Raw genomic sequence first — 14,612 nt, 5'->3', positions numbered from 1 at the left:
TCTCCGTTGTTATTGTGCGTTCGGGTCGACGAACAGTTCGTGCAGCGCCATACGGCGTGGTGTCAGCCCTTGCTTGAAGGCGGTTGCTTCCAGCGTCTCGATGGTCTTCAGGTTTTCCTGGATGCCGTAAGGCAGCGGGTCGTGGCCGACGATCTTGCGTAGTTCGATGTATTTCTTGTCGGCTGGCGTGCCCTGGCCTGCGTCGAGGCGTGCCAGCCATTCGCGTTTGGCTTGGTCGAATGCGTTGTAGATCGACTTGGCGATCCATGGATGCTCGGAAAGAATAGCGTCCTTGACGACGATGGTGCCGTGCATCGGATAGACGCCGGTGCGGGCGAAATATTCGGTCTCGATCTCGGCGGCATTCGGCAGCAGGTCCGGATAATCGGCTTCCACCTCCTGCCAGCCGCCGGTCGGCGCGCCCGTGCGGCCGATGCCTGCCGCGCCTTCCAGGCCGGCCACCAGTTCACCCTTGGCCATCATCTCGGCCAGCGAGGTGTCGGCAGCGGCGTGGATCACATTCGGCGGCAACTTCAGTTGCGTGACGTGTTCTTCATCGTCCACCACCCAGGTGACTTTGGAGGCATCAAGGCCGAATTCGTCAATCAGCACCTGGCGGTTCCAGACGCCAGTCGTCACCGAATAGGCGCGCACGCCGACTTTTTTACCTTCCAGGTCTTTCGGGTGGTTGATATGGGCGTCCGGGCGCACCAGCAGGCCGCCGTGGTGGAAGCGGCGCACCACGAAGATCGGCAGCGCAACAAATGGTGCCCCGTAGGCGCGGGCAATAATGTAGGTGGTTGGCGCCAGTTCACAGACGTCGAACTCGACATCGCGCACCATGCGGCGGAAAGCGCCGATCTGTGGCTTGACGGTGACGAATTCCGCATCCACACCCTCGATGGGAATGGAACCATTTTTGATCGCGATGGTGTGCGGATGATCGGCGATCGCGATTTTCAGCTTAACGTTGGTGGCCAACTTCATTCTCCTTTGGTTTGATAGAGCAAGAATAAAAGTTGGGCCGACGCCCGTCTCTACACAAAAATTACATTCGCTGGCACTTTTGTTCGAACATATTGTTTCGTTTAAAAGTCAAGGATATAGTGCTTGGCAGGAGGCGACAATGACTCATACTGCGATGACAAAGTATCAACGCGATGCCAACGGCAAACCTCAACTGACCACCGTACCAAAGGTGCGGTTATATGTGGAGAATCCGGAGGAAAAGGACAACTGGTTCGTCAATATCGGCCACGTCACCGAACGTGGCCGATGGCGCACCGAGCCGCACGCACACCCGCACTACGGGCAGGTGATCTTCGTGCGCAACGGGCGCGGCGTGATGAGCCTGGAAGGACATAGCGTTCCCTTCGAGGCGCCATGCGCGCTGCTGCTGCCGAATGAAGCGGTGCACGGGCTGGATTACGAGGTGGATGTGGACCGCTGGGTCGTGACCATCGAGGTGTCCTATCTGCACCAGATCAACAGCAAGCTGCAGGACTTCATCAAGCTGTGGGCGTCACCGCGCGTGATTCCGCTGTCGTATGCGGCCGAGTCGGCGGTTGAGTTCTTCAGTGTGATCGGCAAGCTGGCACAGGAAGTGTCGGCTAAGACCATCGGCCATGTGGTCGGTACCGAGGCCTTGCTGACCTCGCTGTTGCTGATGCTGGTGCGCGGTGCACACATGGATGAGCTGGAGAGCAAGGTAGCCAGTGGCAGCGAGGTGCGGCTGGCGGATCGTTTCCGTGAGTTGATCGATCAACACTATCGCGAGAATCTTCAATTGCAGAATTATGCGTCGATGATGGGTGTGTCGCTGGTGCAGTTGCGCGCAGCCTGTGCGGCAACGGCGGGGCAAAGCCCGACCAAGATGATTCACGCACGGATTATTACGGAAGCAAAGCGTAATCTGATCTTCGGTGACATGACGATGGAGCAGATTGCGTACTGGCTAGGCTTTACCGATGCGGCTTACTTTACGCGCTTCTTCCGCAAGGAGGTAGGGCAGACGCCAAGCCAGTTTCGGATTGCCGCTCGCAGATCCTAGTATCGCAAAGATGCAAGTAAATCGTTGTTTCGTCCAAAGCCATAGGTAGGATATTTCGTTACGCTCCTGTTCAGAGTGAATTTATCACCACCCAGGAGATGACGATGAAAACAACCCAACACATGCTGGCGTGTGGCGTGAGCATGCTCACGCTATGCAACGGCACTTCTGCGCAAACCGACGATGCCGCGCTCACTTCGATTACCGTGACCGGCTCGCGCGTTATAAAGAATGGCGACAGCAATCCTTCGCCGACCACCGTCATGACGAGCGACGATCTGCTGATCTCCAAGCCAGGTGCCACGCTAGCGGATGCATTGAACACGCTGCCGGTTTTTTCCGGTTCACGTGGCGCCGCCAGCAACCCCACCACCGCTGGCAGCGCGGCTGGCGGTAGCGGCTCGGCTAATCAGCTCAACCTGCGCAATATCGGCGCCACGCGCACGCTGGTGTTAATGGATGGCAAACGCATTCCGCCAACGCTGTACAACGGGGCGGTAGATGTCGATTTGATTCCACAGCTGTTCGTCGAGCGTGTGGACGTGGTTACTGGCGGTGTCTCGGCCGTCTATGGTTCCGATGCGATGACGGGTGTGGTCAATTACATCCTCGATCATAAATTCAACGGTATCAAGGCTGACGCCAGCTATGGCATGTCTGAACGTGGCGACGCCAACAAGGCCAACGTCGGCTTTGCGTGGGGCACGAAGCTGGATCGCAGCTTGCACGTCGAGGCCGGCGTCGAATACCGCAAGGAAGATGGTATTGACCGCCGATCGGATCGCGACTGGCTGAACCAGGCAGGCGTCACCGGCGCCGGAACTGCCGCCAATCCCTATGTCCTGCAATCCAATCTGAGACAAAAAACCTTTCCCTTCGGCGGCCTGATTACCAGCGGTGCGTTGGCCGGCAAGACCTTCAAGCAAAATGGCGTACTGAGTCCATTCGTCGCCGGCACGTCGACCGGCACCGCCGCCATCGAGGTTGGGGGTGACGGCGGATACTGGGATTCTGGATTACTGGCGCAACTGGAAGCCAAACAGGTGTTTGGCCGCGTTGACTACGATCTATCCAATGATGTTCGCCTCTACGCGCAGGTCTCCGGCAACCTGAAAACCAATACAAGTTTTGCCGAAACCAATCAGCTTAACAATGTGTCGCTGCGTCGCACCAACGCCTTCCTTCCAGCCGAATATTCGGCACTCATACCTGCCACTCAGCCGACGTTCGGTTACAGCAAATTCATGGGCGATATCCCGCGCCTGAACGCCATTTCGGATGCTAAGCAATGGGTGGTCAGCACTGGCGTCGAGGGTAAATCCAACGGTATGAAGTGGGATATTGACTATGTCTACGGCCGCGCCAAGCTGAATACCGCCATGGCCAACGTGTTGAATCGCCAGAAACTGTCGGCGGCGCTGGACGCCGTCAATAGCGGCGGCAAGACCGTCTGCGGTATTACCGTCAGCAATCCTGGTCTGGCCGATGACTGCGTGCCGATCAATGTCTTCGGCCCGAGTTCTGCTTCGGCACAAGCGATCGATTTCGTTACCGACACCGTGCTGTTTGACTCCACCACAGTGATGAACGATGTCTCGGGTCAGGTCTCCGGTAAACTGTTTGACAACTGGGCTGGCGCGGTCAACGGCGCTGTTTCGGCCGAGTGGCGCGACATGAAGTTTAATTCACACAGCAGTTCGCGCCCGACAGACTTGGTCAACTGTACCGGGCTGACCTTGAATTGCACCGCCGGCGCGACTCGCACCGAATTCGTCTTCGGTGAAAGCCCGCAAGGCGTCAGCCAGCGTGTATGGGAAATCGCGGGCGAGCTGGATGTGCCGCTGGCAAAAACGCTCAGCGCCAACGGCGCGGCACGCTATACCTCGTACAATACCAGCGGGAACTACGTGACTTGGAAAGTGGGCGTGGATTGGCGTGTCACCGATACGCTGCGCGTGCGCGCCACACGTTCACGCGACATCCGCGCACCTACGTTGTACGATTTGTTCGCGCCGATCTCGCAGGTGCAGGTCCGTCCGACCGATTTGCTGACCGGCGCCAGTCCTACCGTGCCGCAAATCGATCAAGCGAATCCGGACCTGACTGCGGAAATTGGCAACACGATGACTCTGGGAGTGGTGTGGAAGCCGCTGCCGAAGCTGAGCTTTGCAGCCGATGCCTACCGCATCAAAATTTCCGATGCGATTACCACTGTTTCCGGTTCCACGGCCGCGTTCCAGCAGGCCTGCTACCAGAGCGGCGGCAGTTCGCCATATTGCGCGCTGCAGGTGCGGCCCAACGGCTATACCGACAAATCGGCCGCCAACGCTGTTACCTCGTGGGTAAACCGCAGTGTCAACATCTCCGAGATCGAAACCTTTGGACTCGACCTTGAAGGTAATTACGCAGGTCGCTTGTTTGACCGCCCAATGTCGCTCCGCGTACTGACCGCTTGGCAGCCCCACGTCTACTACCGCCAGCCTGGCTTGGCGACGGTGGATCAAGGCGGAGTGGCTTTCGGTGCGGGCGGCATGGCGTCGACGCCGGCGGTACGCGTCTCCGGCTACTTCCGTTTTCGACCGATGAACGATTTCACCGTCGATGTCTCTCAGCGCTGGCGCAGCGCGATGAAACTGAGCGGCGATCTGGCCGAAGTATGGAGCAATAACCATATGCGCTCATTCGCCACCACCGGCATCAACCTGGCATACAAATTGGACCTGAGCGCGGGTGATGCACAGCTCTACTTCAATGTCGAGAACTTGTTTGACGCCACACCGCCGGTCGGCGCGTTCTCTGGAAATGGCACGCGTGCCGGCCTGCGTGATGGCTTCGCACTGGCGGATGATCCACGCGGCCGCTACTTCAGCCTAGGCCTGCGCTCGCTGTTCTGATGCGGATCAGACAGAAGCTCCGTTTGCCTCTGGTTGCTTAGCAAACGCGGTCAAGTATCTATATGATCACTGACCGCGCTTGCCAAAGCTTCAACAAGCGCATAGAGCACTTAGAATTGCGCGCCCAGCCGAATACCGAAGAAACGCGGTGCACTGACCGAGTAGTCATTGTTTCCGCCCACGGCCGTGATCTGCACTTTATCTTCCAGGTTGTTGACGAAGGCCTGCAGCGTGTATTTTCCGTCTGCCGTCAAATAGGTAGCACTTATGTCGGTGCGGCTGAAGGCCTTCTGCCGGTACTGGACGGCGCCGACAAAATCGCTGTTCAGGTAGCTGGTGCTATAGCGGGTGCCGATCTGCGTCTTGACGCGGCCGCCGTTGGCCAACGGCCAGCTATGATTCCACGACAAGGTCGCCACCGTGGATGGCGTCTTGTCCAGCGACTTTCCGGACCAGTCGACGTTCTGCATCAACCCCGCCATAAAGCTTTTGTACTCCGAATGAGCGAAGGTCACCGAGGCGCGCAATATGTCGGCTGATGTGGGCCGGTAACTCAACTCGTTTTCCCAACCATAGATGGTGGCCGGCACCGAACGGGTGAAGATCACGAAATTGCCGGCGATGTTGGCCAGGCTGCTGATCTGATCCTTGGCGTAGTTGTAGTAGTAGAGGTCGGAATTGAACTGCAGATTGGACGCCAGCCGTCCCTTGTAGCCGATCTCGTAGGCGGTCAGCTTTTCCGGCTCGTATGGTGCGGTGCTGCGGGCGATCGGATCGAAGTCGTTGAAGCCGCCGGGCTTGTATCCGGTAGCGACGGCAGCGAACAACAGCTGCTCTGGTGCAATCTGGTAATTGAGGCCGGCGCGATAGGTGTTCACACTGGCGCTCTGATAGCCGTTGTTCGTGTCGCCGATGCAGTCGGCCAGTGCGTTGGTGCAGCTCGGCAAGGGCCCGGCGGCGAACGTACCAACGCGGTCGGTTGTGTCCTTCGAGCGGCGCGCGCCGAGCACCATCGACCACTGGCTGTTCAGCGCATACGTTCCCTGGCCAAATACGCCGCTCGATTTGTGCTCGGTGGTGTTGACTGGATCGATGCCGTTGACACTGGCCGCGATCGTCGGCGTGGCCACAGGTGCGTTCAAATAGTGATCGCTTTCGCGTACCTTCTCGTCACTGTAATTGAGGCCCGCCACCCAGCTCAGGCCTTGCGCATCAGCATGCGCGAAGCGCAATTCGTGAGAATCCTCCTTGACGTTGCCGCGATAGAGACGCCAGGCATATTGGTTGCCGTTGGTAGCCGGATCATAGGTGGATGAACCGCGATCATTCGACTTGAACTTACTGAACGAGCCGACATAGGTAACGGCGACGCCGGCCAGTTCGGTGCTGAACTCGCCGTTATAACGGTGATAGTCCTCATCGATTTTTCCGCCGAACGGATTGGCGAATACGCGCAACTGCTCCTTACCGGACTTGTTACCCGCCTCACCGATGCCTGGGACGGTGCTGAAGCCGATACCGGAAACGGAGGCCGCAGTGGTCGATAGTAACAGGCTGGTAGTCGGGGTGAATTTCAACAGGCCGCTCAGCCGCAATGCACGGTCCTTCTGATCGTTGCGCGCTGCGCCACCACCAGCCGGCTCTAGGTACCCGTCGCGGTCGTTGCTGTTGAGCGCCACACGCACCGCGACATGCTCGGAAAACTGTTTATTGAGCATGCCTTCGAGCCGGCGCGTGTTGTAATTGCCCAGCTCTACCTGCGCTGATGCCGCATCGTCGAACTGCGGTTTGGCTGTGATAACGTTGACCGCGCCGCCTGTAGTGCTTTTGCCGTATAGAGTGCCCTGCGGACCGCGCAACACTTCGACGTGATCAATGTCGAAGAAGCTCAAACCCTGTGCCACCGGACGGCTGATCGCAACGTCATCGACGTTGAAGGACACGCCGGGCAGGCCCTTCGATGTGGTGTCGGTGGTGGTGACGCCACGTATGTTGATGTTGACGCCGAAGCCGTCGCGTCCCATGACGACACCTGGCGCCACGTTGCCGATGTCGGCCACGCTGATCACGCCACGCGACTTCAGCTCGTCGGCGGAGATCGCCGTTACCGCCAGTGGCACCGTCGATGAGGACTCGGCCACCCGGCGCGCCTTGATGATCACTGTGTCCACCTGCTCGTCCGGTTTGGCCGTGACGGCGTCGGCCGCGCTGTCGGTGGCGTGGGCAGCCGCCTGACAGCAGTAGCCGACGAGAAGGATTTGGATGGCCCGCGTGATGGAGGATTTTTTAATGCCAATCGCATTCATTGTTAGGTCTCCGTTGTTGTTATGGTTGGTACCGCGTCATGGCGGCACCTGAACGGAGTGTGTAGAAAATAGCAAATGCGATGGTGCGAATATCGCCTCATATGTGCGCTAATCTGCTTATCATTCAACATAAATACCACGGCATCCAATAAGCAGATTGCTACGCTTGGAGGTACGCAAAGCAACCCCGCGCATAGCTGCGCTGAGATACTTGCCGATTAAGTCGATAAAAAGGAGACATTCATGGTCAAACAACGGTTTAATTTCGGTATGGCGGTATGTGCTGCCATCCTCACCAGCCTGCTGGCGATGCCGCTGGCGGCGCGCGCGGCACCACTGGATATTGTGCGGCCGGTGCAAAGTTGTGCCAGCCTGGCGCAACTGGATCTTGGTGATGTCGGTGGTGCCGGCAGTCACATCGTCAAGGCGCAGGAAAGCGTCAGCGCCGGAGTCACCGTTTGCGCGGTGGAAGGCACGCTCGCGCCGAGCATCGGATTCAGTGTGCAGCTGCCGACCAAAAGCTGGACCCAACGGTATTTGCAACTGGGATGCGGTGGCTTGTGCGGCCATGCCTCTCTGGACATTGGCGCCGCAGACGGCTGCCGGCTGGTACAAGCGGGCGGCTTCGTCACCGCCGCCACCGACATGGGCCACCAGGGCATGAGCGGCGAATTTGGTCAGGATGCGCAGAAACGCGCGGACTTCGCGCATCGCGGCGTCCACCTGACCGCCCTCGCCGTGAAAAAACTGATACGCGCCTATTACGGCCAGGCGGCGCGCTACGCCTATTTCAACGGCTGCTCCGACGGCGGCCGCGAAGCGCTGGTGGAAGCGCAGCGCTATCCTGATGATTTCAACGGCATCATCGCCGGCGCGCCGGCGATGAACTTCCAGGTGCAGAACAGCCTCTATCATGGCTGGCAGGCACGCTCCAATTCGGACGCCGACGGTAAAGCCATCCTGCTCGCTGCCCGTTTGCCACTACTGCATGCGGCCGTGCTGAAACAGTGCGATGCGCTGGACGGACAGGTGGATGGACTGATTGCCGATCCCCGCGCCTGCCACTTCGATCCTGCGCCATTGCAATGCTCACAGAATAAGGTTGGCGATGCCGCCTGCCTCAGCGCGGCCGAAGTCGTAGCGGTGCGCAAGCTGTACGACGGTCCGCGCGATACGGCAAGCGGCGAACGTCTGACGATCGGCGGCCCGCAACCAGGATCGGAACTGGCATGGGCCGGCGTGTTTGTACCGCGCTCGGAGAATGAGGGAATTTTCAGCGAGCGTATCGCGCTGGATGCCTTGCGCAACCTGGTCTTCCCCAAAAATCCCGCCGCCTCCTACAGTCTCCATGACCTGAAGTTCGACAAGGCGACCTTCCAGCAGCTGGTGCCGCTACACGCGCTGTACGACGCCACCAACCCTGACCTGTCTGCGTTTGCGCAATCCGGTGGCAAACTGATACTGTGGCACGGCTGGGCCGATCCGCATATTTCGCCACTGAACACCATCGCCTATCACGAAGCGGTGCGCACGACGATGGGTGCGGACAAGGCGACCGGCTTCGAGCGCCTCTACCTGCTGCCCGGCGTATACCACTGCGCCGGCGGCGAAGGACCGAGCGCCATCGATATGCTGACGCCAATGGTGGCTTGGGTGGAGGATCATGTCGCTCCCGAGGCCATCGTTGCGGCGACGCCCGTCAAGCGCCCCGGCAGCTTCGGTCTTCCCCCGGTGCTGGCGGGACGGCCACCGCTGCCGCCCGGCGCGCAGCCGCCAGCCGGTATGTCGATGCTGCCGTCAGGCGCCGACCAGGCGCCGCAGCAATCGCGCTCTCGACCCGTGTTCCCGTATCCGGTGCAAGCCCGTTATGACGGCAAGGGTAATCCGGATCAAGCCAGCAGCTACCAGGCCGCCACGCCTGCCGCTGACTACGCTACGCCAGCCTGGGCCGGTTCAATCTTCTACATGCCCTATGCTCCGCTAGAATAAAATAACGCCTCCGGCGCCGCGTCAAAGCGGCAGCGGAGGCGTTAGCGTTAGTGTCAGAAGGTGTGCTTGATACCGGTGATGAGGCCATTTTGATTCAGGCCCGCACCGACCGAGCCACCCGCGCTCAAGACCACCGCCGACTTGCCATCGTTATTCATGCGCGCCACCGCCACATACACGGCGGTGCGCTTCGACAGGTTATAGATCCCACGCAGTACCAGCTGAGTCGCATCGTTGCTGCTGTCTCGTACATCCAGCTTGGACAACTGCGCTTCCATGGCAAAGAACGGCGTGACGTTATAGGCGCCGCCGATATACGACATCCGGCTGCGTGGCGTGGTCGACCCATCGTTGTCGCGGGCGATGACACCCAGGCCCAACTTCCAGTCGTCGCGTTTCAGGAACGCTGCCAGATGCAGGCGGCTATCGGTCTTGTCGCTGCTATTCAAGCCACCGGAGGCATTCGGACCGCCGTAGATACGGTCGTAGGCACCGATCAGCGCGTAGCCGCTGCCGTCATAGCGTGCCATCGCAGACCATTCGCGGCATTGCATGGCATCGCTGCCGCTTTCACCTGCACAGTTGGTGCCGGCCGGGCCGCCGGCCGCTGAGGTATCGCGGCCAAGGCTGTAGGTGGCGCCCAGCGTCAGGCCGCTGAAGGTGCCGCGATAGGCGATCGAGTTGTCGCTACGGCCGTTCGGGATGAATGAGTCCAGCGAACCGAGGCCGTACTGGGAAGGGCCGATGATGTCGACGTCATAAGTCGAAATGGTCAGCATGTTGTAGTTGCGGCCGAAGGTCAACTGCCCCCAGTCGCCAGCAAGGCCCACCCAGGCCTGGCGGCCGAACAGACGGTTCTGGCCCTGAGTGCCAGTATCGATGGCAAAGCCATTCTCCAACGCGAAGATTGCCTTCAGGCCACCGCCGAGATCTTCGGTGCCGCGAAAGCCGAGCCGCGACGGGAACATGCCGCCACCCAGGCTTGGCATGCGGGTGACGCGGTTGCCGGCGGCGTCGGCATTGGTGTAGGTCTCGACGGCGGCGTCGAGAATGCCATACATGGTGACGTTGGACTGCGCGTGCGCGGTGATGCTGGTGGTCAATGCTGCAGTTGCCGCTGCGAGTGCGATAGTTTTTTTCATGTTGTGTCTCCGTTTTTGGTTTCTAATGGACGTGCGTGGAGAACCGCGCCCTGTGGGGGCGGTTCTTTCCCTATCGGGTTTGCGTTACTTTTTGTCTGACTGGTCCCAGGCGGCGCTGGAGCCCACCGAATACAGTGCGCCGGGCGCGTTGCGGGTCTGCTGGAATTCTTCCAGCGTTTGCCCCCGCATCGCCGCGTAGATGTGCAGGTTGGATACGCCGATCACCGCGCCCAGCTTCTCCAGCAGGAAGAAGATGACGCCGTAATGAATCATGCCGCGCCAGTCGCGGCGCGTGATCAGGTCACGCTCCTCGGTGGTCAGCAGCGCGTCGTCGTAGGTCGCTTGCGGTTCCTCCTTGAAACGCTGACGGAAACCGGGATCGACCAGCTGGTGCAGATACTTATTGATGCGGTAGGCGCGCACGCTAGTCTCCAGCGTGAACGGATAGGTTCCTTGCAGCTCTTCGACACCCTTGGTCTGATGGGCGATGTGCGCACGATGCTCTGCGACACTTCGCGCCTTCAGCGCAGGGTCTGCGGTAACTTCGTTTTCGTACAATGCCACTGCGATACCGGTCATCGAAGGCAGATAGTATTCACGATGCAGGCAGCGGATCTTGCTGGACATGGCTCCACGCATAGCCATCCACATCACGACTTCTGCACTTTCCCAACCACCCAGCTTTGCAAACTCGGCATGGGTCATATTCAGCAGCGTCTCCGGATCATTTTCGAACAGGTCGAGGAACTGATGGTCCCACGGCGTGTTGTTGAAGCCTGCGCGCTCGCCATGTACCTGGTGCGAAAGTCCACCGGTCGCGACCAGCACCACGTTCAGGTCTTCTGGATAACTCTCGATGGCGCGGCGCAGGCCCTGGCCCAGCTTGAAGCAACGACGCGCCGACGGTACCGGGAATTGCAGCACGCCGATCTGCAACGGCACTATGCTGCCCGGCCAGCCACTTTGCTGGTCATGCGGCCAGAGGATGGACAATGGGGAGAAGCAGCCGTGGTCCAAGCCCTTTTGCTGGAAGAAGGACATGTCGAATTCATCCGCCATTAACGACTGGCCGATGTGCCTTGCCAGGCCGGCATGGCCGGCGACCGGCGGCAGATTGCGTGCGCCACCGCCTTCGTCGGCCGCATGGTAGCTGTCGCCGATACCCAGTGCGAAGGCCGAGTAGTGGTCGAAGAAAAAGGAGGTCACATGGTCGTTGTAGATGACCAGCATGACATCCGGTTTCTTCTCCGCCAGCCACTGGCGTACCGGCTCGAATGCCTTAAAGATGGGGGCCCAGGCGGCATCCTGCTGCTTGCCGGCGTCGAGCGCGAAGCCGATCGTCGGTGTGTGGGATGAGGCGATGGCGCCGATGATGTTAGCCATGATGATTCCTATGCTTTGCGGTTGATGCGTTGTTTACGCCCTGGCTGCTGCGCTGCGCTGGCCGTATTTGTTCATGATGATGAAGATGGCCGCCAGCGTCGCCGGCCCTGCCAGAATAGCGATCACCGCGCTAAAGCCCCAACCCATCGACAGCAATACGCCGCCTGCGAAAGAGCCGAAGATGCTGCCGAAACGGCCCATGCCCTGCATCCAGCTAACACCGGTGGCGCGCACGGCGGTCGGATAGCACTGAGGGGCGTACGCGTTCAGGCCGGTCTGGGCGCCGCTCATGCAGAAACCGGCGCACAGCACGAAAGCCGCAAACATCGTCGATTCTACGCTGCCCGATGCCAGGAACAGGATGAACACCGCGCCGCCCATGTAGGCTGCGGAAATCACCTTGGTCGGCGCCACGCGGTCCATGAAGTAGCCCACCAGCAGAGCCCCGACCGTACCGCCCAGCTGGAACAGCGCAGTAATGTTGGCGGCGCGCTCGATCGGCAAGCCGGCATCCTTGATCATGGTCGGCAGCCAACCGCTCAGCAGGTAGATTACCAGCAGGCCCATGAAGTAGGTTCCCCACAGCGACAGCGTGGTGCTGCGATAAGCGGAGGACAACAGTACCTTGCCCGGCTGCGAACCGGTGACCTGCGGTTCACTGATGGTGAACTGAATACCATCCGGGACGGCTCCGCCGACCACGCGGCGCAGCGTCCGGCCGATGCGTTCGGCCGGGAACTTGCGCACCACCAGGAAGCGAACCGATTCCGGAATCAGGATCAGGTACAGCGGCAGGCAGGCCAGCGGAATCACACCGCCGGCGATCAATACACCGCGCCATCCGTAGTCCGGGAGGATCGCGGCCGCACCGAAACCGACCAGCGCCGAACCGAGATTAAAGCCGGTAAACATGATGGCGATCAGCGCCGAGCGCGAACGTTCTGGCACATATTCCGACAACAGTGTAGTGGTGTTGGGCATGGCGGCGCCCAGGCCGAGGCCTGTGACGAAGCGCAGCGCCGACAAGGTCGCGACATCGTTGGCGAAGCCGCTGAGCACGCTGAAGGTGCCGAACCAGGCCACTGAGACCATCAATAGTTTTTTGCGACCGAAGCGGTCCGACAAAGGCCCTACCAGAATCGCCCCGATGGCTAAGCCGATTGGTGCGGCGCTCATCACGAGACCGAAAGCGGCGCGGGAAATTCCCCACTCCTTGGTAATGGCCGGCGCCAAGAAACCCATGATGGCGACGTCCATGCCATCGGTGGCGACGATCAGGAAGCAAAGGCACAGCAATAGCCATTGATAGCCGCTCATTTTCCGGCTGTTGATGTGCGCCCGCACATCCAGCATTTGTCCTATATTCATTAAGTCTCCTGTCAATATTTTGGTTGTATGTAAAGCGGTGTAAAGGCCTATGGCATGACCAAAGGCACTGAGAACGCTTTCCAGTGTACGTATTGACAGAATTTGAAGTATTGCTTTTGCTTGCCGGATCGTTGCAATCTACTTATCGGCAAGTCTGCTACTTAGCTATGCCAGCGGCCGCTGATCGCTTCGATTTCAGCCAGTAAGGCATAGGCGCCCGGTGAAAGATGCGCACCTTTTCTGGTGGTCACACCGATGCTGCGCTCCATGCCGCGCATCTGGAATGGCAGTACGACTAGTTGACCAGTGCGAACTTCGTGATGCAGCTGATGAGCAGACAAAACCGTTAGCATGTCGCTCGATACCAACAGCCCTCGCAACAAGGCGAGGTCGCCTGTTTCGACGGCAGGTGCGGGCGGCTGCACGCCTTTGGATACAAAAAATTGGACCAGGGATTCGCGCAGCGGCGTGCCGTGGCGTGACAAGACCCATGGGAAACCAGCCAGGTCGCTGATGCGCAGCTTGTCTCGGCCCGCCAGTGGGTGGCCACTGCGGGCCACCAGTGCGGCCTTGTCCTGGAACAAGGAACGCGATTCGAAGGCGTCACCAGCGCCGGCGCGCTGCGCGCCGACGATGAAGTCGATGCGGCCGCTGAGCAAGCTGGCAGTCAGTTCTTCATACGGACTCTCCAGCGAGCGTATCTGCAATTGCGGATGGCGCTTCAACACCGAGGATATGGCGATTGGCAACAATTGCGAACGCGCCAGCGGCAGCGCACCGACGGTGACCACGCCCAGCACCACCCCCGCCAGCGCGGCAATGTCTTCGGGAATATGGCGCAGCTCGGCCAGCACCCGTTCGAACGACTCAGCCCAGCGACGGCCGGCATCGGTCGGTATCATGCCGCGCGCGGTGCGCAAGAACAGCGGCTGACCCAGCATGTCCTCCAGCCGTGCGATAGCCTGGCTGACCGCCGACTGCGACATGCCCATTAGATGGGCCACCGTCGGCATGTGGTGCATTTCCGCCAGTAGCGTGGCCGCTTGCAGGCGGCGTTCATTGAGCAGCGCTTCGATGCCCCCGACCTTGGCGGTGCTGCGGTCGCGCTGGCGCATGGCATCCTCTCGCACCGAGTACAGCTCCGTCTCGATGCGGTCAGCGCGCAGGCGTACCACGTCGCCCGCTGCGGTTAGCAACATGCCGCGTCCCTTGCGTTCGAACAGCTGGGCGTCCAGGCTCTGCTCCAGAGCCGCCACGGAACGAGCGACGGCCGATGACGCGCGATACAAACTTTCGGACGAACGGCGGATACCACCCGTGGTGGCGACGGCGTTAAAGGCGTGGAGATGGCGCAGGCTGACCAGGAACATGATAGTGAATAATCTCCAAAAGACAGTAACGATAAGCAGATTAGAACAAATCAACAGCTACAACGCAACCCTGTAACAGGTCCCACCACGGATACTTGAGCCATTCAAGC

9 protein-coding genes are annotated in these 14,612 nt (G+C 59.8%); 3 read left to right on the top strand and 6 right to left on the bottom strand.

Annotated elements, in window-relative coordinates:
- Window positions 1-9: 9 nt before the first annotated feature.
- Window positions 10-981 (bottom strand): ABC transporter substrate-binding protein, encoded by a 972-nt coding sequence (locus tag KW842_RS23240; RefSeq protein ID WP_373925224.1) that lies wholly within the window; start codon window positions 979-981, stop codon window positions 10-12.
- A 145-nt stretch (window positions 982-1,126) separates the two neighbouring features.
- On the opposite strand from KW842_RS23240, the gene KW842_RS23235 reads away from it, so the two are divergent.
- Window positions 1,127-2,050, top strand: a complete 924-nt coding sequence (locus KW842_RS23235) for a helix-turn-helix domain-containing protein (protein WP_218306505.1) — start codon at window positions 1,127-1,129, stop codon at window positions 2,048-2,050.
- Between the two features lie 104 nt (window positions 2,051-2,154).
- Window positions 2,155-4,944: a TonB-dependent receptor domain-containing protein gene (locus tag KW842_RS23230; protein WP_218306504.1), complete on the top strand. Its 2,790-nt coding sequence runs from the start codon at window positions 2,155-2,157 to the stop codon at window positions 4,942-4,944.
- A 110-nt stretch (window positions 4,945-5,054) separates the two neighbouring features.
- Here the strand turns inward: KW842_RS23230 and KW842_RS23225 are convergent, their stop codons facing one another.
- Window positions 5,055-7,115, bottom strand: a complete 2,061-nt coding sequence (locus KW842_RS23225; RefSeq protein ID WP_218306503.1) for a TonB-dependent receptor — start codon at window positions 7,113-7,115, stop codon at window positions 5,055-5,057.
- A 378-nt stretch (window positions 7,116-7,493) separates the two neighbouring features.
- Here KW842_RS23225 and KW842_RS23220 point away from each other — a divergent pair, with 378 nt between their 5' ends.
- On the top strand, window positions 7,494-9,239 hold the full coding sequence (locus tag KW842_RS23220; protein ID WP_218306502.1) for a tannase/feruloyl esterase family alpha/beta hydrolase: 1,746 nt from the start codon (window positions 7,494-7,496) through the stop codon (window positions 9,237-9,239).
- Window positions 9,240-9,292: 53 nt separating this feature from the next.
- Here the strand turns inward: KW842_RS23220 and KW842_RS23215 are convergent, their stop codons facing one another.
- The 4 genes from KW842_RS23215 to KW842_RS23200 all read right to left on the bottom strand — a co-directional run bounded on the left by KW842_RS23215 (window position 9,293) and on the right by KW842_RS23200 (window position 14,502).
- Window positions 9,293-10,381: a porin gene (locus KW842_RS23215; RefSeq protein WP_218306501.1), complete on the bottom strand. Its 1,089-nt coding sequence runs from the start codon at window positions 10,379-10,381 to the stop codon at window positions 9,293-9,295.
- An 84-nt stretch (window positions 10,382-10,465) separates the two neighbouring features.
- Window positions 10,466-11,764 carry a gallate dioxygenase gene (locus tag KW842_RS23210; RefSeq protein ID WP_218306500.1) on the bottom strand — a complete coding sequence of 433 codons (1,299 nt, stop codon included), beginning with the start codon at window positions 11,762-11,764 and terminating at the stop codon, window positions 10,466-10,468.
- Window positions 11,765-11,797: 33 nt separating this feature from the next.
- Window positions 11,798-13,132 carry an aromatic acid/H+ symport family MFS transporter gene (locus KW842_RS23205; RefSeq protein ID WP_218306499.1) on the bottom strand — a complete coding sequence of 445 codons (1,335 nt, stop codon included), beginning with the start codon at window positions 13,130-13,132 and terminating at the stop codon, window positions 11,798-11,800.
- A 161-nt stretch (window positions 13,133-13,293) separates the two neighbouring features.
- Window positions 13,294-14,502, bottom strand: coding sequence for a LysR family transcriptional regulator (locus KW842_RS23200; RefSeq protein ID WP_218306498.1), 1,209 nt, complete (start codon window positions 14,500-14,502; stop codon window positions 13,294-13,296).
- Window positions 14,503-14,612: the final 110 nt, after the last annotated feature.

Origin of the sequence: Duganella sp. sic0402 (assembly GCF_019219065.1) — a bacterium.
Classification (GTDB): domain Bacteria; phylum Pseudomonadota; class Gammaproteobacteria; order Burkholderiales; family Burkholderiaceae_D; genus Rugamonas.
The sequence above is the reverse complement of the archived record's forward strand: the minus strand, read 5'-3'. Positions and strand labels throughout refer to the sequence as shown.